General features: G+C 72.4%; 25 protein-coding genes and 2 pseudogenes. 17 read left to right on the top strand and 10 right to left on the bottom strand.

Annotated elements, in window-relative coordinates; all coding sequences use genetic code 11:
* Positions 1–8: 8 nt before the first annotated feature.
* The 3 genes from ACWDAS_RS21445 (at position 9) to ACWDAS_RS21435 (ending at position 2,486) form a co-directional block, all read left to right on the top strand.
* Positions 9–596: a DUF5998 family protein gene (locus tag ACWDAS_RS21445; RefSeq protein WP_450393112.1), complete on the top strand. Its 588-nt coding sequence runs from the start codon at positions 9–11 to the stop codon at positions 594–596.
* On the top strand, positions 596–1,780 hold the full coding sequence (locus tag ACWDAS_RS21440) for an alkaline phosphatase family protein (protein ID WP_450393110.1): 1,185 nt from the start codon (positions 596–598) through the stop codon (positions 1,778–1,780). Before ACWDAS_RS21445 ends, ACWDAS_RS21440 begins: the two co-directional genes overlap by 1 nt.
* A gap of 61 nt (positions 1,781–1,841) precedes the next feature.
* Complete coding sequence (locus ACWDAS_RS21435) at positions 1,842–2,486, top strand: thymidine kinase (protein WP_450393107.1); 645 nt, start codon at positions 1,842–1,844, stop codon at positions 2,484–2,486.
* On the opposite strand, the gene ACWDAS_RS21430 is transcribed toward ACWDAS_RS21435, so the two are convergent.
* Positions 2,483–3,304 (bottom strand): VOC family protein, encoded by an 822-nt coding sequence (locus ACWDAS_RS21430; protein WP_450393104.1) that lies wholly within the window; start codon positions 3,302–3,304, stop codon positions 2,483–2,485. The two genes, ACWDAS_RS21435 and ACWDAS_RS21430, sit on opposite strands and share 4 nt — an antisense overlap.
* Positions 3,305–3,432: 128 nt before the next feature.
* Between ACWDAS_RS21430 and ACWDAS_RS21425 the strand changes: the two genes are divergently transcribed.
* The gene (locus tag ACWDAS_RS21425; protein ID WP_450393102.1) at positions 3,433–4,272 is read left to right on the top strand and encodes a sulfurtransferase; all 840 of its coding nucleotides are present in this window, start codon (positions 3,433–3,435) and stop codon (positions 4,270–4,272) included.
* Between the two features lie 22 nt (positions 4,273–4,294).
* On the opposite strand, the gene ACWDAS_RS21420 is transcribed toward ACWDAS_RS21425, so the two are convergent.
* The 6 genes from ACWDAS_RS21420 to ACWDAS_RS21395 all read right to left on the bottom strand — a co-directional run bounded on the left by ACWDAS_RS21420 (position 4,295) and on the right by ACWDAS_RS21395 (position 11,667).
* Positions 4,295–4,543 (bottom strand): hypothetical protein, encoded by a 249-nt coding sequence (locus ACWDAS_RS21420; protein WP_450393100.1) that lies wholly within the window; start codon positions 4,541–4,543, stop codon positions 4,295–4,297.
* Positions 4,540–6,024, bottom strand: a complete 1,485-nt coding sequence (locus tag ACWDAS_RS21415; protein ID WP_450393098.1) for an FAD-dependent oxidoreductase — start codon at positions 6,022–6,024, stop codon at positions 4,540–4,542. The genes ACWDAS_RS21420 and ACWDAS_RS21415 overlap by 4 nt, the downstream gene beginning before the upstream one ends.
* 311 nt (positions 6,025–6,335) lie before the next feature.
* On the bottom strand, positions 6,336–7,085 hold the full coding sequence (locus tag ACWDAS_RS21410; RefSeq protein ID WP_450393096.1) for a ferric reductase-like transmembrane domain-containing protein: 750 nt from the start codon (positions 7,083–7,085) through the stop codon (positions 6,336–6,338).
* Positions 7,086–7,708: 623 nt separating this feature from the next.
* Positions 7,709–8,809, bottom strand: a complete 1,101-nt coding sequence (gene sepH / locus ACWDAS_RS21405; protein ID WP_450393095.1) for a septation protein SepH — start codon at positions 8,807–8,809, stop codon at positions 7,709–7,711.
* Between the two features lie 331 nt (positions 8,810–9,140).
* Positions 9,141–10,463, bottom strand: coding sequence for a D-arabinono-1,4-lactone oxidase (locus ACWDAS_RS21400; protein WP_450393092.1), 1,323 nt, complete (start codon positions 10,461–10,463; stop codon positions 9,141–9,143).
* The gene (locus ACWDAS_RS21395) at positions 10,420–11,667 is read right to left on the bottom strand and encodes an MFS transporter (RefSeq protein ID WP_450393090.1); all 1,248 of its coding nucleotides are present in this window, start codon (positions 11,665–11,667) and stop codon (positions 10,420–10,422) included. The genes ACWDAS_RS21400 and ACWDAS_RS21395 overlap by 44 nt, the downstream gene beginning before the upstream one ends.
* A gap of 138 nt (positions 11,668–11,805) precedes the next feature.
* On the opposite strand from ACWDAS_RS21395, the gene ACWDAS_RS21390 reads away from it, so the two are divergent.
* Together ACWDAS_RS21390 and ACWDAS_RS21385 are read left to right on the top strand one after the other, a co-directional pair.
* The gene (locus ACWDAS_RS21390; protein ID WP_450393088.1) at positions 11,806–12,939 is read left to right on the top strand and encodes a ferrochelatase; all 1,134 of its coding nucleotides are present in this window, start codon (positions 11,806–11,808) and stop codon (positions 12,937–12,939) included.
* Positions 12,940–12,968: 29 nt separating this feature from the next.
* Positions 12,969–13,769, top strand: coding sequence for an inositol monophosphatase family protein (locus ACWDAS_RS21385; protein ID WP_450393085.1), 801 nt, complete (start codon positions 12,969–12,971; stop codon positions 13,767–13,769).
* A gap of 115 nt (positions 13,770–13,884) precedes the next feature.
* On the opposite strand, the gene ACWDAS_RS21380 is transcribed toward ACWDAS_RS21385, so the two are convergent.
* A complete protein-coding gene (locus ACWDAS_RS21380) occupies positions 13,885–14,058 on the bottom strand; it encodes a hypothetical protein (protein ID WP_319132283.1) in 174 nt (57 codons plus the stop codon).
* 332 nt (positions 14,059–14,390) lie between these two features.
* Here ACWDAS_RS21380 and ACWDAS_RS21375 point away from each other — a divergent pair, with 332 nt between their 5' ends.
* From ACWDAS_RS21375 to ACWDAS_RS21360, 4 genes are all read left to right on the top strand, one after another.
* On the top strand, positions 14,391–15,044 hold the full coding sequence (locus ACWDAS_RS21375; protein ID WP_450393082.1) for a response regulator transcription factor: 654 nt from the start codon (positions 14,391–14,393) through the stop codon (positions 15,042–15,044).
* A gap of 6 nt (positions 15,045–15,050) precedes the next feature.
* Entirely contained in the window at positions 15,051–16,319 is a 1,269-nt protein-coding gene (locus tag ACWDAS_RS21370; RefSeq protein WP_450393080.1) for a sensor histidine kinase, read from the top strand.
* A gap of 397 nt (positions 16,320–16,716) precedes the next feature.
* Entirely contained in the window at positions 16,717–17,016 is a 300-nt protein-coding gene (locus ACWDAS_RS21365) for a DUF4193 domain-containing protein (protein WP_450393077.1), read from the top strand.
* A 14-nt stretch (positions 17,017–17,030) separates the two neighbouring features.
* Positions 17,031–17,777, top strand: a complete 747-nt coding sequence (locus ACWDAS_RS21360; RefSeq protein ID WP_450393074.1) for a hypothetical protein — start codon at positions 17,031–17,033, stop codon at positions 17,775–17,777.
* A 33-nt stretch (positions 17,778–17,810) separates the two neighbouring features.
* Here ACWDAS_RS21360 and ACWDAS_RS21355 read toward each other — a convergent pair whose 3' ends face one another.
* Together ACWDAS_RS21355 and ACWDAS_RS21350 are read right to left on the bottom strand one after the other, a co-directional pair.
* Positions 17,811–18,260 (bottom strand): DUF3093 domain-containing protein, encoded by a 450-nt coding sequence (locus tag ACWDAS_RS21355; RefSeq protein ID WP_450393072.1) that lies wholly within the window; start codon positions 18,258–18,260, stop codon positions 17,811–17,813.
* A gap of 26 nt (positions 18,261–18,286) precedes the next feature.
* Positions 18,287–19,171 carry an SDR family oxidoreductase gene (locus ACWDAS_RS21350; protein WP_450393068.1) on the bottom strand — a complete coding sequence of 295 codons (885 nt, stop codon included), beginning with the start codon at positions 19,169–19,171 and terminating at the stop codon, positions 18,287–18,289.
* 106 nt (positions 19,172–19,277) lie between these two features.
* Between ACWDAS_RS21350 and ACWDAS_RS21345 the strand changes: the two genes are divergently transcribed.
* From ACWDAS_RS21345 to ACWDAS_RS21315, 7 genes and pseudogenes are all read left to right on the top strand, one after another.
* On the top strand, positions 19,278–19,883 hold the full coding sequence (locus tag ACWDAS_RS21345; protein ID WP_450393065.1) for a PaaI family thioesterase: 606 nt from the start codon (positions 19,278–19,280) through the stop codon (positions 19,881–19,883).
* Positions 19,880–20,413 (top strand): dUTP diphosphatase, encoded by a 534-nt coding sequence (gene dut, locus ACWDAS_RS21340; RefSeq protein WP_450393063.1) that lies wholly within the window; start codon positions 19,880–19,882, stop codon positions 20,411–20,413. The genes ACWDAS_RS21345 and dut overlap by 4 nt, the downstream gene beginning before the upstream one ends.
* Position 20,414: 1 nt before the next feature.
* Positions 20,415–21,179: a DUF3710 domain-containing protein gene (locus tag ACWDAS_RS21335; RefSeq protein ID WP_450393060.1), complete on the top strand. Its 765-nt coding sequence runs from the start codon at positions 20,415–20,417 to the stop codon at positions 21,177–21,179.
* Positions 21,180–21,481: 302 nt separating this feature from the next.
* Positions 21,482–21,583 (top strand): K(+)-transporting ATPase subunit F, encoded by a 102-nt coding sequence (gene kdpF, locus ACWDAS_RS21330; RefSeq protein WP_450393057.1) that lies wholly within the window; start codon positions 21,482–21,484, stop codon positions 21,581–21,583.
* 6 nt (positions 21,584–21,589) lie between these two features.
* A pseudogene (locus ACWDAS_RS21325) lies at positions 21,590–21,814 on the top strand (P-type ATPase); the annotation flags it as partial.
* 471 nt (positions 21,815–22,285) lie between these two features.
* Positions 22,286–23,623 carry a hypothetical protein gene (locus ACWDAS_RS21320; protein ID WP_450393054.1) on the top strand — a complete coding sequence of 446 codons (1,338 nt, stop codon included), beginning with the start codon at positions 22,286–22,288 and terminating at the stop codon, positions 23,621–23,623.
* A 152-nt stretch (positions 23,624–23,775) separates the two neighbouring features.
* Positions 23,776–23,993: pseudogene (locus tag ACWDAS_RS21315) on the top strand (sensor histidine kinase KdpD); the annotation flags it as partial.

Raw genomic sequence — 23,993 nt, 5'->3', positions numbered from 1 at the left:
TGGTCCGCATGGCAAAGACCGGTACGACGACCCAGGGGCTGCGCGCAGCGATCGAGCGCAGCGGCTACTACCCGGCCCTCGTGGCCGAGGCCGTGGAGGCCTCCGTCGGCGGGGAGCCGGTCGCCTCGTACCTGGTCCACCAGGAGACGACCTTCGATGCGAACGAGGTCCGCCGGCACGTCACCGTCCTGGTCCTGACCAGCACCCGCTTCATCGTCAGCCACACCGACGAGCAGAGCGCCGACGACACCTCCCCGAGCCCCTACGCCACCACCTCCACCGAGTCGGTCAAGCTCGAGCGGATCTCCTCGGTCGTACTGAGCCGGGTCGTGGCCAACCCCGAGTCGTACACCCCTGGCACCCTGCCCCGCGAGGTCGTCCTGACCATCGGCTGGGGGGCGGTCAGCCGCATCGACCTGGAGCCCGCCGCCTGCGGCGACCCCAACTGCGAGGCGGACCACGGCTACACCGGCTCATCCACCGCCGACGACCTGAGCCTGCGCGTCAGCGAGGCGGGCGACGGCCCGGAGACCGTCCGGCAGGCCCTCGCCTTCGCGCAGGCGCTCTCCGAGGCCACCGCGAGCACGGCCTCCTGATGGTCCATCCCGCCCCGTCGTACGAGCCGCTCGATCCGTACACCGCACCCGCCCCCCGCTACGGCAGCGCCGCGCTGAGCGACCTGCTGCCCGCGGTCGCCGCCGGACTCGGCGTCTCCACCGCCCCGCCGACCTCGCTCGACCTCGCGCCCGCCGACCGTGCGTGCGTGTTCCTCGTCGACGGCATGGGCTGGGAACTGATCCGCCGGCATCCGGACGAGGCGCCGTTCCTCAACTCGCTGATGGCCGGCTCGGCCACCGGCAGCGGCCGTCCGATCACCGCGGGCTTCCCCTCCACCACCGCGACCTCGCTCGCCTCCGTGGGCACCGGACTGCCTCCCGGCGCGCACGGCCTGGCCGGGTACACCGTGCTCAACCCGGACACGGGCGAGCTGATGAACCAGCTGCGCTGGCAGCCGTGGACCGACCCGTACGTCTGGCAGCCGTACCCCACGGTCTTCCAGCTCGCCCGGGCCGCCGGCATCGAGACCTGCCAGGTCACCTCGCCCACCTTCCAGCACACCCCGCTGACGAAGATCGCTCTCAGCGGCGGGACCTTCCACGGACGGCTCACCGGCGAGGAGCGCATGGACCTCACCGCCGAGCGGCTCGCCGCGACCGACCGGGCGCTGGTCTACACGTACTACAGCGAGCTGGACTCCATGGGCCACCGGCACGGCGTCGACTCCGACGCCTGGCGCGGCCAGCTGATGATGGCCGACCGGCTCGCCCAGCGGCTCGCCGAACAGCTCCCGCCGCGCAGCGCGCTCTACATCACCGCCGACCACGGCATGATCGACATCCCCTTCGACCCCGAGTCGCGGATCGACTTCGACGAGGACTGGGAGCTGCGCGCCGGAGTCGCCGTCCTCGGCGGCGAGGCACGCGCCCGCCACGTCTACGCCGTGCCGGGCGCGGCCGCCGACGTGCACGCCGTGTGGAGCGAGGTGCTCGGCGAGCAGATGTGGGTGGCCTCCCGCGAAGAGGCCATCGCCGCGGGATGGTTCGGCCCCCTCGTGGAGGACCGGGTGCGCGGCCGCATCGGCGACGTCGTCGCCGTCGCCCGGGACGACATCGCGATCGTCGCCACCCGTACCGAGCCGGGGGAGTCCACCATGGTCGGCCTGCACGGCTCGATGACCCCCGCGGAGCAGTTGGTGCCCCTGCTCGAAGTCCGCACCTGAAGCACCGCCCCCACTCTCACCGCCCACCACTCCGCCCCGCCCGAAAGGCCGCCGCCTCCTCATGCCTGAGCTCGTGTTCTTCTCCGGAACGATGGACTGCGGGAAGAGCACCCTCGCACTGCAGATCGAGCACAACCGCTCGGCCCGCGGCCTGGAGGGCCTGATCTTCACCCGCAACGACCGGGCCGGCGAGGGCGTCCTCTCCTCCCGGCTCGGCCTGGAGACCAAGGCCGTCGAGGCCGCCGACGACTTCGACTTCTACGGCTACCTGGTCACGCACCTGTCCGGCGGCGCCCGCGCCGACTACGTGATCGTCGACGAGGCCCAGTTCTTCACCCCGGACCAGATCGACCAGCTCGCCCGCATCGTCGACGACCTGAGACTGGACGTCTTCGCCTTCGGCATCACGACCGACTTCCGCACCAAGCTCTTCCCCGGCTCCCAGCGGCTGGTCGAGATGGCCGACCGGATAGAGGTGCTCCAGGTCGAGGCGCTGTGCTGGTGCGGCGCCCGGGCCACCCACAACGCCCGCACGGTGGGCGGGAAGATGGTCGTCGAGGGCGAGCAGGTCGTCGTCGGCGACGTCAACCGCACCGACGCGGAGATCGGCTACGAGGTTCTGTGCCGCCGCCACCACATCCGCCGGATGACCGCGGCCGCGGCGCGCGCGGCGGCGATCTCGCCGGAGGTCCTGCCGGTCGACTAGTCCACGGCTCCGCCGGTCCGCTGCTCCCCGTCCCGGTCGCCCGGCTGCGGCCGGGAGCGGATCACGGTGAAGACCGCGCCCTCGGGGTCGGCCACGGTCGCGAGCCGGCCGTACTCGGAGTCGCGCGGCGAGCGGATGACGCTGCCGCCCAGCTCCAGCACCTGTCGTGCGGCGGTGTCGGTGTCGGCGACCTCGAAGTACGTCATCCAGTGCGCCCCCCGGTCGCGCGGCAGGGCACGGCCGACGCCGTGGATCCCGCCGACGGGACGGCCGGAGAGGTGCAGCGTGAGGTAGTCGAAGTCGGTGGAGACGACCGCGTCGGCCTCCAGCCCGAAGACCACCGAGTAGAACTTGCCGACCAGCGAGGCCTCACGGGTGACCAGTTCGTTCCACACCGGCGCGCCGGGCTCCCCGGAGACCTCGATGCCCCGGTGGTGCAGGGCCTGCCACACCCCGAACACCGCGCCCATCGGGTCCGAGGCGATGGCCACCCGCCCGGCGTCGTCCGCGTCCAGCGGGCCCACGCCGACCGTGCCGCCGCAGATCCGGATCAGCTCGGCCGTCTTGTCCGCGTCGTCCGCCGCGAAGTAGGTGGTCCAGGCGATCGGCAGATGCCGGTCCCTGGGCAGCTCGCCGATGCCGGCCACGCTCTTCCCGTTCAGTGTGGCGCGCATGTACTGGCCCAGCGAATGCGGACCGGGGTGGAACTCCCAGCCGAACAGATGGCTGTAGAACTCCTGCGTGGCCTCGACGCCGCGTGCCAGCAGGCTGACCCAGCACGGAGTGCCGTGCGGGTGGCGGTTCCCTACCTCGGTCATCAATTCTCTCCTGGGGAGCAACGCTCGGGCTTGCAGGGGAGGTGCCACAGCGATGCTCGCACCACCGGGCGTGCCGCGGACCGGGGCCGCGCCGCGGGTTTCCCGCGCCGGTTGACCACAATGGGCTTATGCATCCTGTCATTACCGTAACCGAATTGGCCGCGCAGCCGAAGGGAGTCCCCTCAGGCGCCGCGCTTCTTGACGTCCGCTGGCAGCTGGGCGGCCCGCCCGACCGTCCCGCGTACGAGGCCGGGCACCTCCCCGGCGCGCACTACGTCGACCTCGACACCGAACTCGCCGGACCGCCCGGGGCGGCTGGGCGTCACCCCCTGCCGGACCTCGCGGTGTTCACGGCCGCCATGCGCCGCGCGGGAGTGGGCCCGGACCGCGACGTGGTGGTCTACGACGGCGGTCTGGGCTGGGGCGCCGCCCGCGCGTGGTGGCTGCTGCGGTGGGCCGGGCACGAGCGGGTTCGCGTCCTCGACGGCGGCCTCGCGGCGTGGACGGCCGCGGGACTGCCCCTGGAGACGGACGTCCCCGCCGACGAGGACGGCGACTTCACCGCCGCGCCCGGCGCGCTACCCGTCCTCACCGCCGACGAGGCGGCGGCGCTGGCCCGGCGCGGCATCCTGCTGGACGCCCGGGCCCCGGAGCGCTACCGGGGCGACACCGAGCCCATCGACCCCGTCGCCGGCCACATCCCGGGCGCGGTCAACGCCCCCACCACGGAGAACGTCGCCGCGGACACCGGGCTCCTCCTCCCCGGTGAGGAGCTCGCGGCACGCTTCTCCAAGGCGGGTGCCACGCCCGACGCCGAGGTCGGCGTCTACTGCGGCTCCGGCGTCTCCGGCGCCCACGAGGTACTGGCTCTGGCGGTCGCCGGGATCCCCGCGGCGCTGTACGTCGGCTCCTGGAGCGAGTGGTCCACGGCCGGCCGGCCGGTGGCGACGGGGCCGCAGCCGGGCTGACCCCGGCAAGCCCCCTGAGCTGTCAGCCGGCGTCCGGCGACGGGTCGGCCTCCGCCCGCCCGTCGCCGGACTCCACGGTGGGTGCCTTGCCCGGAGGCATCGCGGGTGCAGTCATCAGCACCCGCGCGTACGCGCCCATGGCCACCACCATGACGGCGAGGATCACCAGCCATCTCACATGGAGACGCGCGGGCAGACTCAGCACACGTACGGAGAAGCCCCCGTACATCGGCCGCGCGATCCGTCGTCTGCGGTTGGTACGGCGGCTCAACGGCGCTTCCTCCTGTTCACGGTCCGCGAGGGCGGACGGGTGCGGCCGATGGACTCCCTGTGCTCCAGCAGTTCCAGCGGCATGTCGAAGGCCACGGCGGCCACGATTTGGGGCCCGTGCGGCGTGTCCCGGGAGTAGCGGGCCACGAACCGCTCGGAACGCAGTGATCCGTCGACCACCTCTACGTGCTCCCCCAGTGCGGGGATTCCCACCGCCTGCATCCGGACCCCGTGCTGCTCCGACCAGAAACGCGGCACCGGAGTGAAGCGCTGCGCAGCGGGGCCGCGCAGCAAGGAGTCCGCGGCATGCTGGCCCATCTCGACGGCGTGGATCAGATGCTCGACGCGCCGGGGCGTGGCGTCGAAACGCGCGTTGGGCCACCGGGCCACGTCCCCGGCCGCGACGATCGTCCCCACGAGGCGCCCGGAGACGTCGGTCGCGTGGCAGGTCGGCCCGCAGAGCACACCGTCGGAGATCTCCAGGCCGCTGCCGCGCAGCCACTCGGTACGGGGCACACTGCCGAGCCCCAGGACGACGAAGTCACAGTCGAGGACCTCGCCGGTGTCCAGTCGCAGGCGCAGCCCCTCGCCGTGGTCGGCCCAGTCGGTGATCTGTGTGCTCAGCCGCACATCGACACCTGCCCGCTGCTGGATCCCGGCCACCACCTCGCCGACCCGCGGGCCCAGTACCCGGCGCAGCAGCGGCGCGCTGTGCACCACCAAGGTGACGTCCATGCCGTGCTCCCGCGCCGTGCAGGCCAGCTCGCAGCCGACGAAGCCGCCACCGAGGATGACGACGCGGCGGGCCCGGGCGGCGTGCAGCGCGCGCTGCACCGCGGCGGCGTCCTCCAGCGTCCGGATGGTGCGCACCCGGTCGCTGAACACCGGCGCTTCGGGGAGCCGCTTCGCGTCCACCCCCGTGGCGATGACGAGGCCGTCGTACGGCAGGCGCTCCCCGCCACGCAGTTCCAGCGTCCTGCCGGGTACGTCGAGCCCGACCAGCCGGGTGTCCAGCAGCCAGTGGGCGTCGAGCGTCTCGTCCGCCCGGAAGGTCAGTTGCTCGGCGCCGAGCCGGCCGGCGAGGTACTGCTTCGACAGCGGCGGGCGGCTGTACGGCCGGCGGCTCTCCTCGCCCACGATCACCAGCTCGCCGTCGAAGCCCCTTTCCCGCAGCCGGGTCGCGGCGCTCAGCCCGGCGAGTCCGCCGCCCGCCACAACGATGCGCCGGCTGCTGCCGCGGGTGGTCGAGCCACTGCGCTGCCTCCGGACGGGCTGTCGTCCGCCGGGGGCCGGGCCGCTCCGGATCCCGATGGCCTGCATCGGACAGCAGCGCACGGCCTGCCGGGCCTGCGCGGCGAACTCGGCGGGCACATTGCGCGTGTAGTGGAGCGAGCCGCTCGCGGAGATCCGGAAGACCTCGGGGGCCTCCTGCTGGCAGATCCCGTAGATGTGGCAGCGGTTGTTGTCGACGCTGATCCGCACAGGCGCCGTCTCGGGCACGAGCGTCGGGGCCGGGGGCTGGAAGGACTCGGCCGGGACCGGCGCCTGCTCCCGCTCCGGGACCGCGAGCGGGGGAGGCCCGGCGTCGTGCGGCAGCGGATGGCCGCCCTGACGCTGTTGCTGGTGCGGGACGTACGGGGCAGGGTGCGACGGCGCATACCCGGGCGGCCCTGGCCGCAGGGGGACGGATCCGGGATGACGGTCCGCCGGGGCCGGGTGAGGGTACCCGGTGTACGGGGCCGGCTGCCGGGGGGCGGGGCCACCGTAGGGCCGGGCATCCGGCGCGGGATACGTCAACGCAGACCCTCCGAGGCGAGAGCCGAGTGCTGCCGCAGCCTCGAGCGTGACGGCAGGACACGGATCAGGAAGGCGAGTAGGCACGCGCCCGCACCGCCCGCCACGACGACCGCGACGACGTCGAGATGGCGTGGCTCCGGATGCACCGTGAAGACGTGGAGCCAGATCAGGAGGAACGCCGCGTAGGCGAGCTGATGGAACCTCAGCCACCGGTGGTATCCCAGCCGCTGCTGCAACCACACCGAACAGCCGACCGCGATCCCCAGTTCCGTTCCCAGAATCCCGAACCCCACCGGCAGCCGCTGCAGACCGCCGGTGAAGGGAACGGTGAGTTCGCTCACCCCGATGTGCCAGATCGGCTGGTACAGGAAGGTGACGCCGTGAATCGCCCCGAAGATCAGCGCGGACAGCGCCAGGGTCATGTGGGCTCCGTAGATCGTCGCCCGGTTGACCGTGCGCTGCAGGAACCTGAGCCGCAGCACGACGCCGAACATCACCGTGGTCACCATCAGCGTGTAGGAGATCAGGGCCGCGAGGCGGGCGATCTTGTGCACGCCGGTGTCGTACGCGATGTGCCGGTTGTAGGCATCCAGGGGCGAGCCGGGTATCGGGGCCGAGGACACCGCTGCGGACGCCTCCGGCGCGACGGCGACCGACAGGACGAGTACCAGCAGCAGCGCGGCGACGCGGCCGGCCGGTGCGAGCGCTCCGCGCCGTTCGTGCGGAAGGGTGGATTTTTGGGTCACGCCTGAATTCCCTGCTCCTCCGTGCCGGGGCAATATGACGGAACAAGCGTGGCGGTATTCGTATGGACGTGCAGCCGCCCCCATGATGCGTTCTCACGCGATTACCCGACAGCGTCTGCGCCGGCTCGGGAAACCTCGGCCGAGGCCACTCGCCACTTCGAACGGAGACGGTACACCATGAGTCTCCTGTGACTCATTCGCTCGCGGGGCATCCACGAGATGCACACATCCCCGGGTGGTAGCACCGGACAATGCGTGCACAAGGTGCGCAGTACGCCGATCCGCGGGCCGTCCGCGGTGTGACATATCCCTCTCTTCTGGGCATGGCGGGATCTATGTGTCACGTTCGAGGAGTGGCCGCGGCGTCCTCGGCTGGGAGCGCTCCCGCGTCCTGCTCCAAGAATTCAGAGGATTCTCAGAAGTTGTGCACGGCGAGCTCCGAGCGATTCGCCTGCTGCGCACCCTTTCTGTCGGATGTCATTCTGGGACTTCATTCCGGGGCGCCCGGCCGGCGGGCGCGCGGCGACGGCAGAGAGCCGGACCCGAGGCCGGGTCCGGCTCTTTGCATCTGGTCCTGGGCGCGGGTGGGGACCCGCCGCTCGGACTTCCGGGAGGCGGAAGGCCTAGTCCTGCTTCTTGCGCCGGCTGCCGAACACGATCTCGTCCCAACTCGGCACCGTCGCCCGCCGTCCCGGACGGACACCGTCCGCCTCCGCCTGGCGGTCCGTGGACCCGACCAGCCGGTCGCGGTGGGCGCCGACCGAGCGCGGCATCAGGACGTCCGCGTACGCGGAGCCCGCGCCGGCGCTGGCCGCGGGCGGTGCCGCCTCGTCCGCCTCGGGCGCGTCGGGTTCGGCGTCCGTGACCGTGGCCGCGGTCGCCGTGTCGGGCGTGGTGGAGGGCGGCCCGGCCTGCGCCGGCACGACCATGTCGCCGCGGAAGCTGGGCACCGCCTCCAGGAGGCTGGTCAGGGAGTCGCGCTCCTCCTCCGCGCGCTCCTCGGCGGTGCGTTCGGCCCGCTCCGTCCGCTCGGCGCGGTCGGCCCGGTCCAGCGCCCGGTCGCGCGGCAGCCGCGCGATCCTCGGCACGAAGGGGTAGCTCGGCTCCTGCGCGGGCTCCTGGGTCGTCTCCCCGATGAGCGCGCGCGCCTCGTCGTCCACGGCCTGGACGAGCCGGCGCGGCGGGTCGTACGTCCAGCTCGCGGAGTGCGGCTCGCCGGCCACGCGGTAGACGAGGAGAACCTCCCAGGTGCCGTCGTCGCGCCGCCAGGAGTCCCAGAGGACGCTGTCCTTCTCGGCGCCGCGCAGCAGCAGCCGCTCGGAGACGGCCTCGCCGAGCTGCGGGCCGGTGCTCTCACCCTGTCGCCGCACCGCGGTCTTGCGGGCCCGCTCGGCCATGAAGGCACGCTCCGCCAGCACGGGGCCCTCGAAGCGCCGGACACGCTCCACCGGGATGCCGGCCAGTTGCGCGACCTCCTCGGCGGTGGCGCCCGCTCGTATCCGCGCCTGGATGTCGCGGGGGCGCAGATGGCTCTCGACCTCGATCTCGATCTGGCCCAGCCGCGCCCGGTCGTTGCGAATGGCCGCACGCAGGCGCTCGTCGATCGGAAGCGTGTACTCCGTGCTGTCGGCAGCCTTGAGCACCAGTCGTGTGCCGTCGTTGCTGACGGCCACGACACGCAGTTCGGGCACGGTTACCTCCCGGGTGGTGCCTGCCGACGTCACGTGCGTCGCTGCTCCCGATGGACGAGTGTGACCTGCCCGGGTGCAGCCTGCCACAACCTTGCTGAGTTTCTCGGCGTGTCGGGCGTGTGCCGTGACGCGCCGTTATGGCACCGTTACCTATTTGCAACGCTGAGTGACCAAGCGCTCCACTCGGCGTCCGGTGACTTCGGATCGATCGACGGCACCCCGGGACGAGTGCGCCGTCTCCCCCCGGAGCCAGGATTTGTCACAGTACTCCATTTGGACCACGTCGGTGGGGCGCCGCGCCGTCGAACTTTGCGTACGCCAAGGGAGTTGGGGCAGGATCTTCACAAAAACCCCACAAGTGGAACTACTCTCCGAGCACCCGCCGCAGGTAGTCGTTGCGGAACAGCCGGTCCGGGTCCAGCCGGTCGCGCAGCGCGGTGAACTCCCCGAAGCGCGGGTACGCCTTGGCGAAGTAGTCCGCGTCACGGGTGTGGATCTTGCCCCAGTGGGGGCGTCCCTGATGGGCGGTCATGATCTGCTCGACCGCGGTGAAGTACTCCTGGTACCGGCTGCCCCGGTACATGTGCACCGCGACGTACGCGGTGTCCCGGCCCGAGGCCGTCGACAGGGCGATGTCGTCCGCCGGGGCGACGCGTACCTCCACCGGGAAGCTGATCCTGAAGTCCGAGGAGTCGACCATGGACTTCAGCTCCCGCAGCACCTCCACCGCGGACTCGCGCGGCACCGCGTACTCCATCTCCACGAAACGCACACGGCGCGGGTGGGTGAACACCTTGTACGGGATGTCGGTGTAGGTGCGGGCCGACAGGGCCCGGCTGGAGATCTGGGCGATGCCGGGGATGAGCGAGGGCACCGCCCGGCCCGCGGCGCAGGCCGCCTGGAAGACGCCGTTGGACAGGAACTCGTCGTCGATCCAGCCGCGCACCGCCGGGACCGGGGCGGCGGGACCCTGGCTGCGGTTGTTCCGCTTGGTGTTGCAGCCGTCGGTGTGCGGGAACCAGTAGAACTCGAAGTGCTCGTTCTCCTCGACCAGTTGGTCGAACTCCGCGACCACCCGCTCGAAGCGCATCGGCTCCTCGCGCGCGGTGAGCAGGAAGACCGGCTCCACCGCGAAGGTGATGGCGCTGGCCACGCCCAGCGCGCCCAGCCCGATCCGGGCGGCGGCGAACACGTCGGCGTTCTCCTCCGCCGAGCAGGTCAGCACCGAACCGTCGGCGAGCACCAGCTCCAGTGCCGTGATCTGGGCGGCTATGGACCCGGAGTCGCGGCCCGTGCCATGGGTGCCGGTGCTGGTCGCCCCGGCCACGGTCTGCTCCATGATGTCGCCCATGTTGGTGAGCGACAGGCCCTCCGCGGCGAGCATGGCGTTGAGGTGCTTGAGCTGGACGCCCGCCTCCACGGTGACCGTGCCGGCCGCGCGGTCCAGGGCGCGCACCGCGGTCATCCGCTCGGGCCGGATCAGGACGCCCGAGGTCGCCGCCGTCGAGGTGAAGGAGTGCCCGGTGCCCACGGCCTTGGCCGGCAGCCCGTCCGCGGCCGCCTTGCGGACCACGGCCGACAGCTCGTCCACCGAGGCGGGCGACTCGACCCGCGCGGGCACGGCCCGCACCGTCCCCGCCCAGTTACGCCATGTGGTCTTCCCGGCGGTCCTGCTCGTCGTAGCCATGCGTACGCGATCCCTCCAGCTCCGGCGCCGGCTCCAGCCGGCGGTACCCCAGGAAGGCCGCCACCACGGCGAGCGCCGCGGCGGAGGCGGGCACCGCGAACGCCGCCCGGGCCCCCGCCGCGTCGATCACCGACCCGGCCAGCGAGGCGCCGAGCGCCACACCGACCGCGAGTCCCGTGCTCGTCCACGTCATGCCCTCGGTCAGCTTCGCGCGCGGTACCAGCTGCTCGACGAGGGCCATGGTCGTGACCATCGTCGGTGCGATGGACAGGCCCGCGACGAACAGCGCCACGGCCAGGAACGGCAAGTTCCCGACCAGTAGTGGCGGGATCATACTCACGGCCATGGCCGCCACGCCCAGCAGGAAGCGGCGGGACGCCGCACCGCTCGGCTTCATCAGGCCGAAAAGCACCCCCGCGAGGCAGGAACCCGCCGCGTACACGGCGAGCACCAGGCTCGCCGCGGCCTTGTGCCCCTGCTCCTCGGCGAAGGCCACGGTGTTCACGTCCACCGCGCCGAAGATCGCCCCGGTCGCCACAAAGGTCAGTACGAGCACCTGGAGCCCGGGGGAGCGCAGTGCCGAGCCCGGGCTGTGCTGCTCGCGCGGATGCGGCGGCGGTTCGGTGGAGCGCTGCGCGGTCAGCAGCCACACCCCGGCCGCGAGGAAGAGCACGGCGAGCAGCGGCCCCGCCTCGGGGAACCAGATCGTGCACAGCCCGATCGACAGGATCGGGCCCACGATGAAGCAGATCTCGTCGACCACCGACTCGAAGGAGTAGGCGGTGTGCAGCAGCGCGGGCGAGCCGCGGTGGATCATGGCCCACCGCGCCCGCACCATGGCGCCCAGACTCGGCGTCAGCCCCGCCGTCGCGACGAACGCGAAGAGGGTCCAGTCCGGCGCGCCGGTCCGTACGCACACCAGCAGGGCCGCGACCGCCAGCACCGTCACCCCGGCCGCCGGGCGCAGGACCCTGCGCTGGCCGTACCGGTCCACCAGGCGCGAGACCTGGGGCCCCAGCGCGGCCCCGGCCAGGGCCAGGGTCGCCGCGAGCGCGCCCGCGATCCCGTAGCGGCCGGTGACCTGGGACATCATCGTCACGATGCCGATGCCCAGCATGGACAGCGGCATCCGGCCGATGAAACCCGCCGCCGAGAAACCCCTGGTGCCCGGGGTGGAGAAGATCGCGCGGTAGGGACTGGGCACAGGGCGCTCCACGGCTTCGTCGCCGACGTTCAAAGGGGCAGGAGTAAGGAATGTGACTCCGTCACACAGCTTACAAAGGGAGCGCAAGCGGTTTTCGCCGGTTCCTCGGCCGTCACCGCCGGGTGGCAGGATCGGAGCATGTCCGATCACACCGAGGCCGGCACCGCCGCTCCGTACGACGCACTGCTCCTGCTGTCCTTCGGGGGGCCGGAGGGGCCCGACGACGTCGTCCCGTTCCTGGAGAACGTCACGCGCGGCCGTGGCATCCCCCGCGAGCGCCTGAAGGAGGTGGGGCAGCACTACTTCCTCTTCGGCGGGGTCAGCCCCATCAACGCGCAGAACCGCGAGCTGCTGGAGGCGTTGCGCAAGGACTTCGCCGAGCACGGCCTCGACCTGCCCGTCTTCTGGGGCAACCGCAATTGGTCGCCCTACCTGACCGACACGCTGCGCGAGCTGGCCGACGGCGGGCACCGCCGCGTCCTGGTCCTGGCCACCAGCGCGTACGCCTCGTACTCCGGCTGCCGGCAGTACCGCGAGAACCTCGCCGACTCCCTCGCCGCCCTCGAGGCCGAGGGACGCCCGGTGCCCCGGGTGGACAAGCTGCGGCACTACTTCAACCACCCCGGCTTCGTCCGGCCCATGGTCGACGCGGTGGTGACCGCCCTCGCCGAGCTGCCCGAGGACGTCCGAGACGGCGCCCACCTGGCGTTCACCACCCACTCCATCCCCACCGCGGCCGCCGACACCTCCGGGCCGCCCGAGGCGCACACCGAGGACGGAGCCGGCGGCGCCTACGTGGCCGAGCACCTGGACACCGCGCGGGTGATCGCCGACGCCGTCCGCGAGGCCACCGGCACCGACCGCCCCTGGAAGCTGGTCTACCAGTCCCGCAGCGGCGCCCCGCACATCCCGTGGCTTGAGCCCGACATCTGCGACCACCTGGAGGAGCTGCACGCCTCCGGCGCGCCTGCCGCGGTCATGGTGCCGATCGGCTTCGTCTCCGACCACATGGAGGTCAAGTACGACCTCGACACCGAGGCGACCGCCAAGGCCGCCGAGCTGGGCCTGCCCGTCGCCCGCGCCGCCACCGTGGGCGCGGACCCGCGCTTCGCCGCCGCTGTGCGCGAGCTGGTGCTGGAGCGCGCCGCCACCGAGCGCGGCCTGGCCCCCGAGCGCTGCGCGCTGGGCGCGCTCGGGCCGAGCCACGACGTGTGCCCGGTGGGCTGCTGTCCGGCCCGCACCCCTCGCCCCGCGGCCGCGGGCGCCGAGTGACCGACGTACCCCGACGCACGAGGAGTGCTGTGACCGACCACCTCAAGGACGAACTCCTGGCCGTGGCCCTCGAGGCCGCCCGCAGGGCGGGCGCGCTGCTGCGCGACGGCCGCCCGGCGGACCTCGGCGTGGCCGCCACCAAGAGCACTCCGATCGACGTCGTCACCGAGATGGACATCGCCGCGGAGAAGCTGATCACCTCCTTCATCGCCGAGCGCCGCCCGGACGACGGGCTCCTCGGCGAGGAGGGCGCCAGCACCCCCGGCACCAGCGGCGTCCGGTGGGTCATCGACCCGCTGGACGGCACCGTGAACTACCTCTACGGCCTACCGTCGTGGGCAGTGAGCATCGCTGTCGAGCGGGACGGAGAGACGATCGTCGGGGTCGTCGAGGCCCCGATGCGCGGCGAGAGCTACCGCGCGGTGCTGGGCCGGGGCGCGTGGGTCAACGACCGGCGGGCCACGGTCCGGCCGGCACCCCCGCTGGACCAGGCCCTGATCAGCACCGGCTTCGGCTATCTCAAGGAGCGCCGCGAGGGCCAGGCCAGGGTGCTGCGCGAGCTGGTGCCGCAGGTGCGGGACATACGCCGCGGGGGATCCGCCGCCATCGACCTGTGCGACGTGGGCTGCGGCCGGCTCAACGGCTACTACGAGCGCGGCCTCAACCCCTGGGACTACGCGGCGGGCGCCCTCTTCGCCCGCGAGGCCGGCGCCCTGACCGGCGGCCGCCCCGGGGTGCCCGAGTCCACGGAGCTGACCGTCACGGCCGCGCCGGGGCTGTTCGAGCCCCTGCAGCGGCTGCTCGACGAGCTCGGGGCCTGGCACGACTGACCCGCCCGGCAGACGCCTGCCCGCCTGCCCGGTTGCTCCGGGCGGCGGGCAGGGGAACGCCCCGGCACCTTCCAGGTGTCCGGGGCGCGGCGTTCGGCAGGGCTGCCCGGGTCGATCAGGCGATCTTGGGCAGCACCTGGACGCCGTGCTCGGCGGCGAGGCGGCGCAGGTCGGCCAGTTCGGCCTCCTCGACCTCGGCCAGGAAGTCGTCCCCGTCCTCGCGGGCGCGGAGGAGGTCTGACTCGGTGCTGTGTATGCGCTGCAGGATGCCAGTGGTGAATGCGTCCATCAGATGGCGCCCCCTCGTCGTCGTGGGTTGACACAGGGATGTGCGGGGTCGTGCACAGGTCTCGTCCGGGGACCCCACGGATCACACAGCGGCTACTGCCACGGGACGACTGCGGACGCCCTGCGGGCGTGATCGGGGGTGTGCAGTCGTCCTCCCCAGGCCCGCCGGAGGGGAAACCTCCGGGACGCGAAGAATTCGGCTCAGGCTCCCCTTACCCCTGTTTTACGGCCGTCCGGTGCAGGATGGAGGGACATCCAGCCTGCGCAGGGGGCCTGTACACGGCTCTTCCTGTGCACGGCTCTTTGAGAAGTGCTCAGGGAAGGACAAGCGCCTTGCGCGTACTGGTCGTCGAGGACGAGCAGCTGCTCGCCGATGCGGTAGCCACCGGACTTCGGCGTGAGGCCATGGCCGTCGACGTCGTCTACGACGGCGGTGCCGCGCTCGAGCGGATCGGGGTCAACGACTACGACGTCGTCGTCCTCGACCGCGACCTGCCCATCGTCCACGGGGACGACGTGTGCCGCAAACTCGTGGAGCTGGGTCTGCCGACCCGTGTCCTGATGCTCACCGCGGCCGGCGACGTCAGCGACCGCGTCGAGGGCCTGGAGCTCGGCGCCGACGACTACCTGCCCAAGCCCTTCGCCTTCACCGAGCTCATCGCCCGGGTGCGGGCCCTGGGACGCCGTACGACGGCGCCGCTGCCGCCCGTGCTGGAGCGCTCCGGGATCAAGCTGGACCCCAACCGCCGCGAGGTCACCCGTGAGGGCCGGCAGGTCCATCTGGCACCCAAGGAGTTCGCCGTGCTGGAGGTCCTGCTGCGCAGCGAGGGCTCCGTGGTCTCCGCGGAGCAGCTGCTGGAGAAGGCCTGGGACGAGAACACCGACCCCTTCACCAACGTCGTGAGGGTCACCGTCATGACGCTGCGCCGCAAGCTCGGGGAGCCCGCGGTGATCGTCACGGTGCCCGGCTCCGGCTACCGGATCTGATCCGCCGTGCCCGCGCCCTCGTCGTCGCCGACGACCCCGCCGCCGGCCCCGCAGGCCGTCCCGCCGAAGCCCACCTGGGACCCGAAGCCGGCCGGCTCGCGCCCCATGCCGCTGCTGCGCCCCACGATCCGGATAAGGCTCACGCTGCTCTACGGCGGCATGTTCCTGATCGCGGGAGTGATACTGCTGTGGATCATCTACCTGCTGGCGGCGCAGGCCATCCGTCAGGGCACCGAGGCGCAGTTCCACGTGGTCGCCGGGCGGCTGGCCCTCACGGGTCTGTGCAGTGAGCTGCCGACCGGCGGGGTGGACCCCGACGTCTTCAACAAGGCGTACGTCCACTGCCTGGCGGAGCAGCGCGAGTACGCCCTGAACATCCTGCTGAAGCGCTCGCTGTTCTCCCTGATCGGCCTGGCGGTGCTCGCCTTCGCCTTCGGCTACCTGCTGGCCGGCCGTGTGCTGGCGCCGCTCGGCCGGATCACCCGCACCGCCCGCGGTGTGGTCAGCTCCGACCTGACCCAGCGGATCCACCTGACCGGCCCGGACGACGAGCTCAAGGAGCTGGCGGACACCTTCGACGACATGCTGGAGCGCCTGGAGCGGTCCTTCGACGCCCAGCGCCGCTTCGTGTCCAACGCCTCCCACGAGCTGAGAACGCCGCTGGCGATCACCCGCACGCTGCTGGAGGTCCAGCTCGCCGACCCGAACGCCTCCCCGGACATGCAGCAGCTGGGGAAGAACCTGCTCGCCACCAACACGCGCAGCGAGCAACTGGTGGAGGGCCTGCTGCTGCTCGCCCGCAGCGACAACGAGATCGTCGACCGCAAGCCGGTGGATCTCTCCGAGGCGGCCTCCCAGGCGCTGGAGCTGACCCGCAGCGAGGCCGACGCGAAGGGCGTGGCGCTGCGCAGCACGCTGGGCGAGGCCATCGTGCAGGGCAACGGGGTGCTGCTGGAGCGCATCGCGCTGAACCTGGTGCAGAACGCGGTCAGGTACAACGTGCGCGACAAGGGGTGGGTGGAGGTCGCCACCGGCGTCGAGCCGGGTGCCGCGGTGCTGACGGTGGTCAACACCGGGCCCGTGGTTCCCGCGTACGAGATCGACAATCTGTTCGAGCCGTTCCGCAGGCTGGGCACCGAGCGGACGGGCAGCGACAAGGGGGCCGGCCTCGGGCTCTCGATCGCCAAGTCCGTCGCCCGGGCTCACGGCGGCACGATCACCGCGGTCCCGCGAGAGGGAGGTGGCCTGGTCATGCGGGTTGTCATCCCCGTGTGACCAGTCCCACGACACCCCCGGGAGTGTGTTCGCTTTGCGCTGAATTTTGCGGTCTGCGTGCCCTCGGGGCATGCTGTGAGCGATCGCACATACGAATCCGGCCACGCGCACTCTCCGTGATGTTTGTCTCCGGGAAAAGACCGGAAAATCCATGTTTCCGCAGGTCATGATCACGGGAAGTACACGTGGAGGCGCGAGCAAGGTGCGACAAGTGGGCCGTTTCCGGTCATGACCGGCAGCGGATGGGATCACCTCTTCGGGGGTGCGGTTGGGTGTCGATTGAGTAACGGCACTTGATGTAAGGCAAAATCTCCGCTTCGGGCCGGGCACAAGACCGGCCTCCCATGCGTTACGTGCGCTGGAGACACCGCAGACACCCAGAGGGGGAGAGCGATACATGGCTACTGATTACGACACCCCACGCAAGACCGACGATGACGTCAACGAGGACAGCATCGAGGAACTCAAGGCCAGGCGGAACGACAAGTCGACCTCCACGGTCGACGTCGACGAGTACGACCAGGCCGAGTCCCTTGAGCTGCCCGGAGCCGACCTCTCCAACGAGGAGCTGTCGGTCCGGGTGCTGCCCCGGCAGGCCGACGAGTTCACCTGCATGAGCTGCTTCCTCGTGCACCACCGCAGCCAGCTGGCCACGGAGAAGAACGGCAACCCGATCTGCCGCGACTGCGCGGCCTGACGGACAGCCGGACCGTGGAAAGCGACGACGAGCGAGGCCATGAGGCCTCGCTCGCGGGCGCATCGGAGGGGCCGGCGGGCGATCTCGTCCCGTCCCGTCTCCCCGGCCGTGCCGCACGGGCACGCGCGCGCGCCAAGGCGGCGCTGAACACCTTCGCCGAGGGGCTCATCGAAACGGCCCCGAGGATCCCCGTCAGGGACCTGGAGACGCTTCGCCGCCAGTTCCCCGGGCTCGGTCCCGAGGAACTGGCCGACAAGCTCGTGAACGCCGCCACGATGGGCACGGCGACGGTCGGCGCCGGCATCGGTGCCGCCGCCATGCTGCCCACCCCGCCGGCCATGCCGGCGGAGCTGGCCTCGGAGACCCTCGGGGTCGCCCTGGTCGAGTACAAGCTCATCGCCGAGCTGCACGAGGTCTACGGGCTGCGCGCCCCGGGCTCGCTGCGGCAGCGGTCGGTGATGTACCTCGCCGAATGGACCGAGCGGCGCGGGATCGACTTCTCCAAGCCGTCCACGCTGAACATCGCCCTCGGCGGCAGGATGAAACGCGAGCTGCGCCAGCAGCTCATGAAGCGCACCATGCGCAATCTGCCGACGCTGACCCCGTTCATGGTCGGCGCGGCCGTCGGTGCCGTGATGAACCGGCGCGACACAAGAAAGCTCGCGGAGCAGATCCGCAAGGACCTGCGGGCCCGCCAGGTGCCCTGGGGCCTGCTGTCCGTGGAGGAGAAGCCCCTGCCCGGGCTGGAGCCCGGAGGCTGACCCCGGCGCCCCGCACAGGGGGCGCCCGCGCCCTCAGGCGCGCAGGTCCCGCAGGGCCGCGGCGAGCCGCTCGGGCGAGCGGGTCGACAGGTACAGGTAGGGCGTCGGGTCCTCGGGGTCGGTGACCTCGACCTTGAGCGCGGTGGGCACATAGGCGCGCAGCAGCATGAATGCCCGCGGATCGGCCTTGTACGACCGCCAGGCCAGCGCCTCGTCCCGGTCCAGCACCGTGGCCTCGCCGAGCGCCGCCACCGGGATCCTCGCGTCCCCGGCCACCAGCGAGCCGGCGACCACCCGCAGCCGCGGCGAGCCGTACGCGCTGACCAGGGCCGCGCCCGCGGCCGTGCCGCCCACCAGCCCGCCGAGCAGCGCCAGGGGCCCGAAGGGCAGCAGGATCAGCGCCAGCGACACGCCCGCCCCGACGGCGAGCGCCCACCACGAACGCGGCGCGGTCAGCCGCTCCTCATAGGTCATAACGGTCATGACACCAAGCTTGTCATGCCGTCCGCTCAGCGCCCGCCCCGGGACCGCAGCCTCGTCAGCGCGTGCGCCGCGCGCGGGGGGCGGCGCAGCCCTGTGGCGACCTGCTTGGCCCAGTCGGTCGCCGCCGTCGGCAGTGCCGCGTCCAGGACGGCCGAGGACCGGGCGTCGTTGCCCACCAGGTAGCGGGGGAGCGGCCGCGGCGCCGTCAGCGCCTTCAGGACGGTACGGGCCACCGGACGAGGCGACGGCAGCTCCCGCTTGACCATCTCCTCCGCCGCCTCGTACTGGTGGCGGTAGGGCGAGTTGCGGCCCCGGGGGAGCCGGCCCGCGCTGCGCTGCCAGATGTCGGTGGCGTACGAGCCCGGCTCCACCAGCACGACCTTGACCCCGAAGGGCGCGGCCTCCATCCGCAGCGCGTCCGTCACCGCCTCCAGGCCCTGCTTGCTGGCGCAGTACCAGCCGAGCAGCGGCATCGAGACCCGCCCGGAGATCGAGGAGATGTTGACGATCCGGCCCGCCCGCCGGGCCCGCATCGTGGGCAGCACCAGGCGGGCGATGCGCGCCGGGGCCACCAGGTTGGTCTCCAGTTGCTGGCGCACCTGCTCGTCGTCGACGTCCTCGATCGCGCCGGGCTGGGCGATCCCCGCGTTGTTCACCACCGCCCACGGGCCGCCGTCGGTCATCGTGGCGATCTCGGTGAACGCCCGGACGGAGGACGTGGCGTCCGTGACGTCCAGGAGCACCGTGCGCACCGACGCGCCGCTCCGCTCCACCGCCTCCCGCAGCGCCCCGGCCTTGTCCTCGCTCCGTACCGTCCCGATGACGTCGAAACCGGCATGGGCCAGCTCGAGGGTCGTGGCGAGGCCGATCCCGCACCCGGCTCCTGTGACGACGACGGACCTGGGGGTCATGTGGTGCTCCAAGGGGATGGTGCTCCGGTGATGGGCAGGCCGCGGGGCCGGAAGGACAACGGCCGGGCGGCGGGAAAGGATCCCGCAGGAGGGTAGGGTCTCCCGCGTGAGTGGAGCTACAACCGACGCCGGCCCGGACCGCCCGGGCCTGACACCGCCCCGCGACGCCGTCGCGCCCGAGCGGCACCCCGACGCGCCCGCCCCCGGCGAACCGCTGGGCGCGCACTACGACCACTGCTTCGGCTGTGGCGGGGCCCAGCCGCACGGGCTGCACCTTGAGGCCAGGGCCGGTGAGGGCGTCAGCGTGACCGCCGAGTTCACGGTCCAGCCCGCCCACCAGGGCGCTCCCGGCCTGGCGCACGGCGGCGTGCTGGCCACTGCGCTCGACGAGACGCTCGGCTCGCTCGCCTGGCTGCTGCGCACCATCGCGGTCACCGGCCGCCTGGAGACGGACTTCGTGCAGCCGGTGCCGGTCGGCGCCACCCTCCACCTGGAGGCCCGCTGCACCGCCGTCGCCGGGCGCAAGATCTACTCCAGCGCGGTCGGCCGGATCGGCGGCCCGGACGGCCCGGTCGCGGTCCGCGCCGACGCGCTCTTCATCGAGGTCAAGCTCGACCACTTCACCGACAACGGACGCCCCGAGGAGATCCGGGCCGCGATGGCCGACCCCGATCAGGTCAAGGTCGCGCGGGCCTTCGAGGTGAACCCGTGACCGGCGGCGCTCGCCCCCCGGTCGACGTGCTGATCCGCCGTTTGCACCAGGACGTCCCGATTCCCTCGTACGGGCACCCGGGCGACGCCGGGGCCGACCTCGTCACCACGGAGGCGGCGGAACTGGCTCCCGGCGAGCGAGCCGTGCTGCCCACGGGGGTGTCGATCGCCCTGCCCGACGGGTACGCCGCGTTCGTGCATCCGCGCTCGGGTCTCGCCGCGAGGTGCGGAGTGGCGCTCGTGAATGCCCCGGGAACGGTTGACGCCGGGTACCGTGGGGAGATCAAGGTGATCGTGGTCAACCTGGACCCGCGCGAGAGCGTACGGTTCGCAGCAGGGGACCGGATCGCCCAACTGGTCGTCCAGCAGGTCGAGCGGGTCCGCTTCCACGAGGTGGCGGAGCTGCCCGATTCCGCGCGGGCGGCGGGGGGCTTCGGCTCCACGGGGGGTCATGCCGCGGTGGATGGCTCGCCGGTCGGTCCGTCCGGCAATGGATACGCATCGGTCATCGCTGACCGGGAAGGACAGTGACGTGTTCCGTCGTCGTCGCAAGGAGCGCGGAGACGCCCTCGACGAGCTCGAGGCCGAGAGCCCTGACGAGCTGGCCGAAGACGCCGAGGAGTCGGACGACTCCATGGAGTCCCGTCGGTACAACCTTCCGCCCGCCCCGAGGCCGGACGGCCCGTGGGACGTGAGCGAGGTCAGGGAGCCCGCCGAGGGCCGGGTCGACCTGGGCGGTCTCTTCGTGCCCGGTGTGCAGGGCATGGAACTGCGCGTCGAGGTGGCCGGGGAGTCCATCGTCGCCGCGACCGTGGTGCTGCGGGAGAGCGCCGTCCAGCTGCAGGGCTTCGCCGCCCCCAAGTCGGAGGGCATCTGGGGCGAGGTCCGCGACGAGATCGCGTCCGGGATCACCAAGCAGGGCGGCATCGTCGACGAGGTCGAAGGCCCGCTCGGCTGGGAGCTGCGGGCCCAGGTGCCGGTGCAGCTGCCCAACGGCGCCAACGGCGTCCAGGTCGTGCGCTTCGTGGGCTGTGACGGCCCGCGCTGGTTCCTGCGGGGCGTCATCTCCGGGCAGGGTGCCGTCCAGCCCGAGACCGCCGGTCTGCTGGAGCAGATCTTCCGGGACACCGTCGTCGTCCGCGGCGAGTCGCCGATGGCGCCGCGCGACCCGATCGTGCTGAAGCTGCCGAACGACGCCCAGATGGTGCCCGAGGGCATCTCCCAGGAGGAGGGCGGACGCTTCTCCGACGGCATCGACCCCATGCGCCGTGGACCGGAGATCACCGAGGTGCACTGAGCGCCGGGGCCCGAAGGCTGCCCCACCCACGCCGAACGCCCGTGGGCCGACCTGTGAGAACAGGTCGGCCCACGGGCGTCTTCGCAGGTCATGGCGGGGGACGCCAATGCTCCGTCAAGGCGGTGCGAGGGCCCGTATGGAAGCCCTCAACAGGGCGTTCGAGGTGCGGAAACGGAGGTTTCCCGGGCTGGTCAACGTCCGATTCCGACCTAGGAGCACACGATGGCCGACCTGGCCTTCGTGGTCACCACGATCGCGGTCTTCGCACTGGTGGCCCTCATCGCCAAAGGGGTGGCGAAGCTGTGAGCGCCGAGAACATCGCCGGCCTCGTCGTCGCCGTCGCCCTGCTGGGCTACCTGGTCCTGGCGCTCGTCCGACCCGAGGGGTTCCGAGGCCGGGCATGAGCCCCGTCCTCGCTGACGGGGGAGTCGGCCCCGGTCATCCGGGAGTCCGCCGGTGACCGGTCGGCGGTCACCGGCGGCACCAAGGTGCTGTCGGACCGGATCGTCGTCCGCATCACCACGAAGCCCGGTGAGACCTTCATCGACCGGATGATCGCCCTGGTCGAGGGTGCCACCCGGCAGAGGACGCCCAACGAGATCGTCCTGGAACCCAACGTCGCGCTGAAGACCCTGGCCGGCTGACCCACCGCCGCCCTGCCCCCGTCCGGCACCACGCTTGCCGGACGGGGTTCAGCACGTCCCGGGGACCGGCCGTGGCGGCGGCCACGGGCCGTCGTGGTGGCCCTCCTCGTCGCCGCCGGGGCCCGCGGCCCGGTGCCGCGTCAGGAACGCGTCAAGCTCCGGGCGTTCGCCGTCAGGAGGCCGCCAACGCGGGCGGGACCCCGCCCCCGCCGGGGAGAGAGTGGGGGCACGGAGGGAGGCCGGCGGAGGCCGCTCGACGGTGCGGAGGGGGGCTGCGGAATGGTACACACCGTCACCGCTGAGGAGCGGCGGCAGGTGCCACCCGGTCCGGAACCGGACGGTGGTGGGGATTCCGGGTCAGGGAGACGGCACCGTGTTCCGCCTCGGCCTCCCGTCCGCGGGGGATCGCCGGGCCGGCCGCGTCGCGCGTCGACGGCGTCGCTGCGCGGCCGCCCCGGCAGCGTGCCCGCCCGGCTGCGGCTGCTGCGGGCGACGGCGCTCACCGCGTGTGCCGCCCTGGCGGCGGCTCTCCTCGCGGGCGGCGTCCGGGCGGACACCTCCTGGTCGGCGATCCGCACGCACTCCGCGCCGCAGGTCACCAGCGCCGCGGGCCTGTACCTCGCGCTCAACGACATGGACGCGCAGGTCGCGAACCGGTTGCTGACCCGCGGCAACGGCGACGCCGAGCGCATCTTCGAGCAGCGCCGCGCCGAGGCCGCCGGATACCTCCGCGACCTCGCCGAGGCGGCGGCCGGCGATCCCGCCGCCGAGCGGGAGGTCGCCGCCGCGATCCGCGACTTCGGCAGCTACGAGGAGCGGGCCGCCCGTGCGCTGCTCCTCGGCGAGCGCTCCGACCGGGCCGCCGTCGACGCCTACCGCTCCGCCTCCGGGCTGATGCGCAGCCGCCTGCTGCCCGAGGCCGACGCCCTGGTGACGGCCAACGACGCCTCCTTCGAGCGCACCTACGGCGACGCGCGCGACCGCGCCTCTTCGGTGCGCGTCGGCGTCCTGTGCACCGGTCTGCTCCTGCTCGCGGTCCTGCTGGCGCTCCAGCTGTTCCTCGCCGCCCGCTTCCGGCGTGTCCTCAACCCCGGGGTCGCCGCCGCCACGCTCATCGTGCTCGTCGCCACGGCCGCCGGTGCGGCGGGCCTGGGCGCCCAGCGGGACGACCTGACGGCCGCCCGTCGCGACGCCTTCGACTCCGTCCTCGCCCTCACCCGCGCCCGCGCGGTGGCGTACGACGCCAACGCGGACGAGTCCCGCTACCTCCTGGACCGGGCGCACGCCGCCGAGCACGAGGAGGCCTTCCTCGACAAGAGCCGGCGGTTGGCGCGGCTGCCCGGCGTCACCTCCGTCGACGACTACGACCCCGCCCTCTCCCGTGCGGTGGACGCCTACCGCGCCGATCCCGCGGACGTGCGCTTCACCGGCTTCCTCGGCGACGAGTTCCGCAACATCACCTTCCCCGGGGAACGCGCCGCCGCCGAGCGCGCCCTCGCCCGCTACCAGGCGTACGAGCGGGACGACCGCAGGATACGGCTCCTTGCCGGGGCCGGCCGGCTCCCCGCCGCCGTCGCCTACTGCACCGGCCACGCACCGGGGGAGTCGAACCACGACTTCGCGGCCTTCGACGGGGCGCTCGGGAAGGTCATCGCCATCAACGTCGCCGCGTACGAGAAGGCCGCCTCCGACGGCACGGACCGGGCGCTGCAGCTTCCCCTGGGCCTCGCCGGGGCCCTGTGCGCCGCCGCCGGGCTGGTCGTGCTCGGACTGCGGCCGCGGCTCGCCGAGTTCCGCTGACGCGCCGTGACGGCACGTCCCGGAGGCGTCAAGGACGCGTCAACGTGCGCCGCACGGGAACACGACGCCCGATTTGTCCGCAGCTGGGACCATAGGATTCCTACTGTCGGGCGCGTCCGGAAGGGGCGCGCCGCGAGGCGGAACGTGGAGCCATGGCACGCGGGACTTTGCGGATATACATGGGGGCGGCCCCCGGAGTGGGCAAGACCTACGCCATGCTCTCCGAGGCCCACCGGCGCATGGAACGCGGCACCGATGTCGTGGTCGCCTTCGTCGAGCACCACGGCCGGGCCCGGACCGAGGTCATGCTGCACGGCCTGGAGGTCGTACGGCGCAAGGAGATCGAGTACCGGGACGCCGTTTTCACCGA

The organism is Streptomyces sp. NPDC001070 (assembly GCF_053598835.1).
Note: the sequence above shows the minus strand (reverse complement) of the source record. Positions and strands in the feature narration are given on the sequence as shown.

Coding starts and splice junctions, on each gene's coding strand:
- ACWDAS_RS21445 (WP_450393112.1), top strand. CDS start 9: ATGGCAAAGACCGGTACGACGACCCAGGGGCTGCGCGCAGCGATCGAG.
- ACWDAS_RS21440 (WP_450393110.1), top strand. CDS start 596: ATGGTCCATCCCGCCCCGTCGTACGAGCCGCTCGATCCGTACACCGCA.
- ACWDAS_RS21435 (WP_450393107.1), top strand. CDS start 1,842: ATGCCTGAGCTCGTGTTCTTCTCCGGAACGATGGACTGCGGGAAGAGC.
- ACWDAS_RS21430 (WP_450393104.1), bottom strand. CDS start 3,304: ATGACCGAGGTAGGGAACCGCCACCCGCACGGCACTCCGTGCTGGGTC.
- ACWDAS_RS21425 (WP_450393102.1), top strand. CDS start 3,433: ATGCATCCTGTCATTACCGTAACCGAATTGGCCGCGCAGCCGAAGGGA.
- ACWDAS_RS21400 (WP_450393092.1), bottom strand. CDS start 10,463: ATGGCTACGACGAGCAGGACCGCCGGGAAGACCACATGGCGTAACTGG.
- ACWDAS_RS21390 (WP_450393088.1), top strand. CDS start 11,806: ATGTCCGATCACACCGAGGCCGGCACCGCCGCTCCGTACGACGCACTG.
- ACWDAS_RS21380 (WP_319132283.1), bottom strand. CDS start 14,058: ATGGACGCATTCACCACTGGCATCCTGCAGCGCATACACAGCACCGAG.
- ACWDAS_RS21365 (WP_450393077.1), top strand. CDS start 16,717: ATGGCTACTGATTACGACACCCCACGCAAGACCGACGATGACGTCAAC.
- ACWDAS_RS21355 (WP_450393072.1), bottom strand. CDS start 18,260: ATGACCGTTATGACCTATGAGGAGCGGCTGACCGCGCCGCGTTCGTGG.
- ACWDAS_RS21350 (WP_450393068.1), bottom strand. CDS start 19,171: ATGACCCCCAGGTCCGTCGTCGTCACAGGAGCCGGGTGCGGGATCGGC.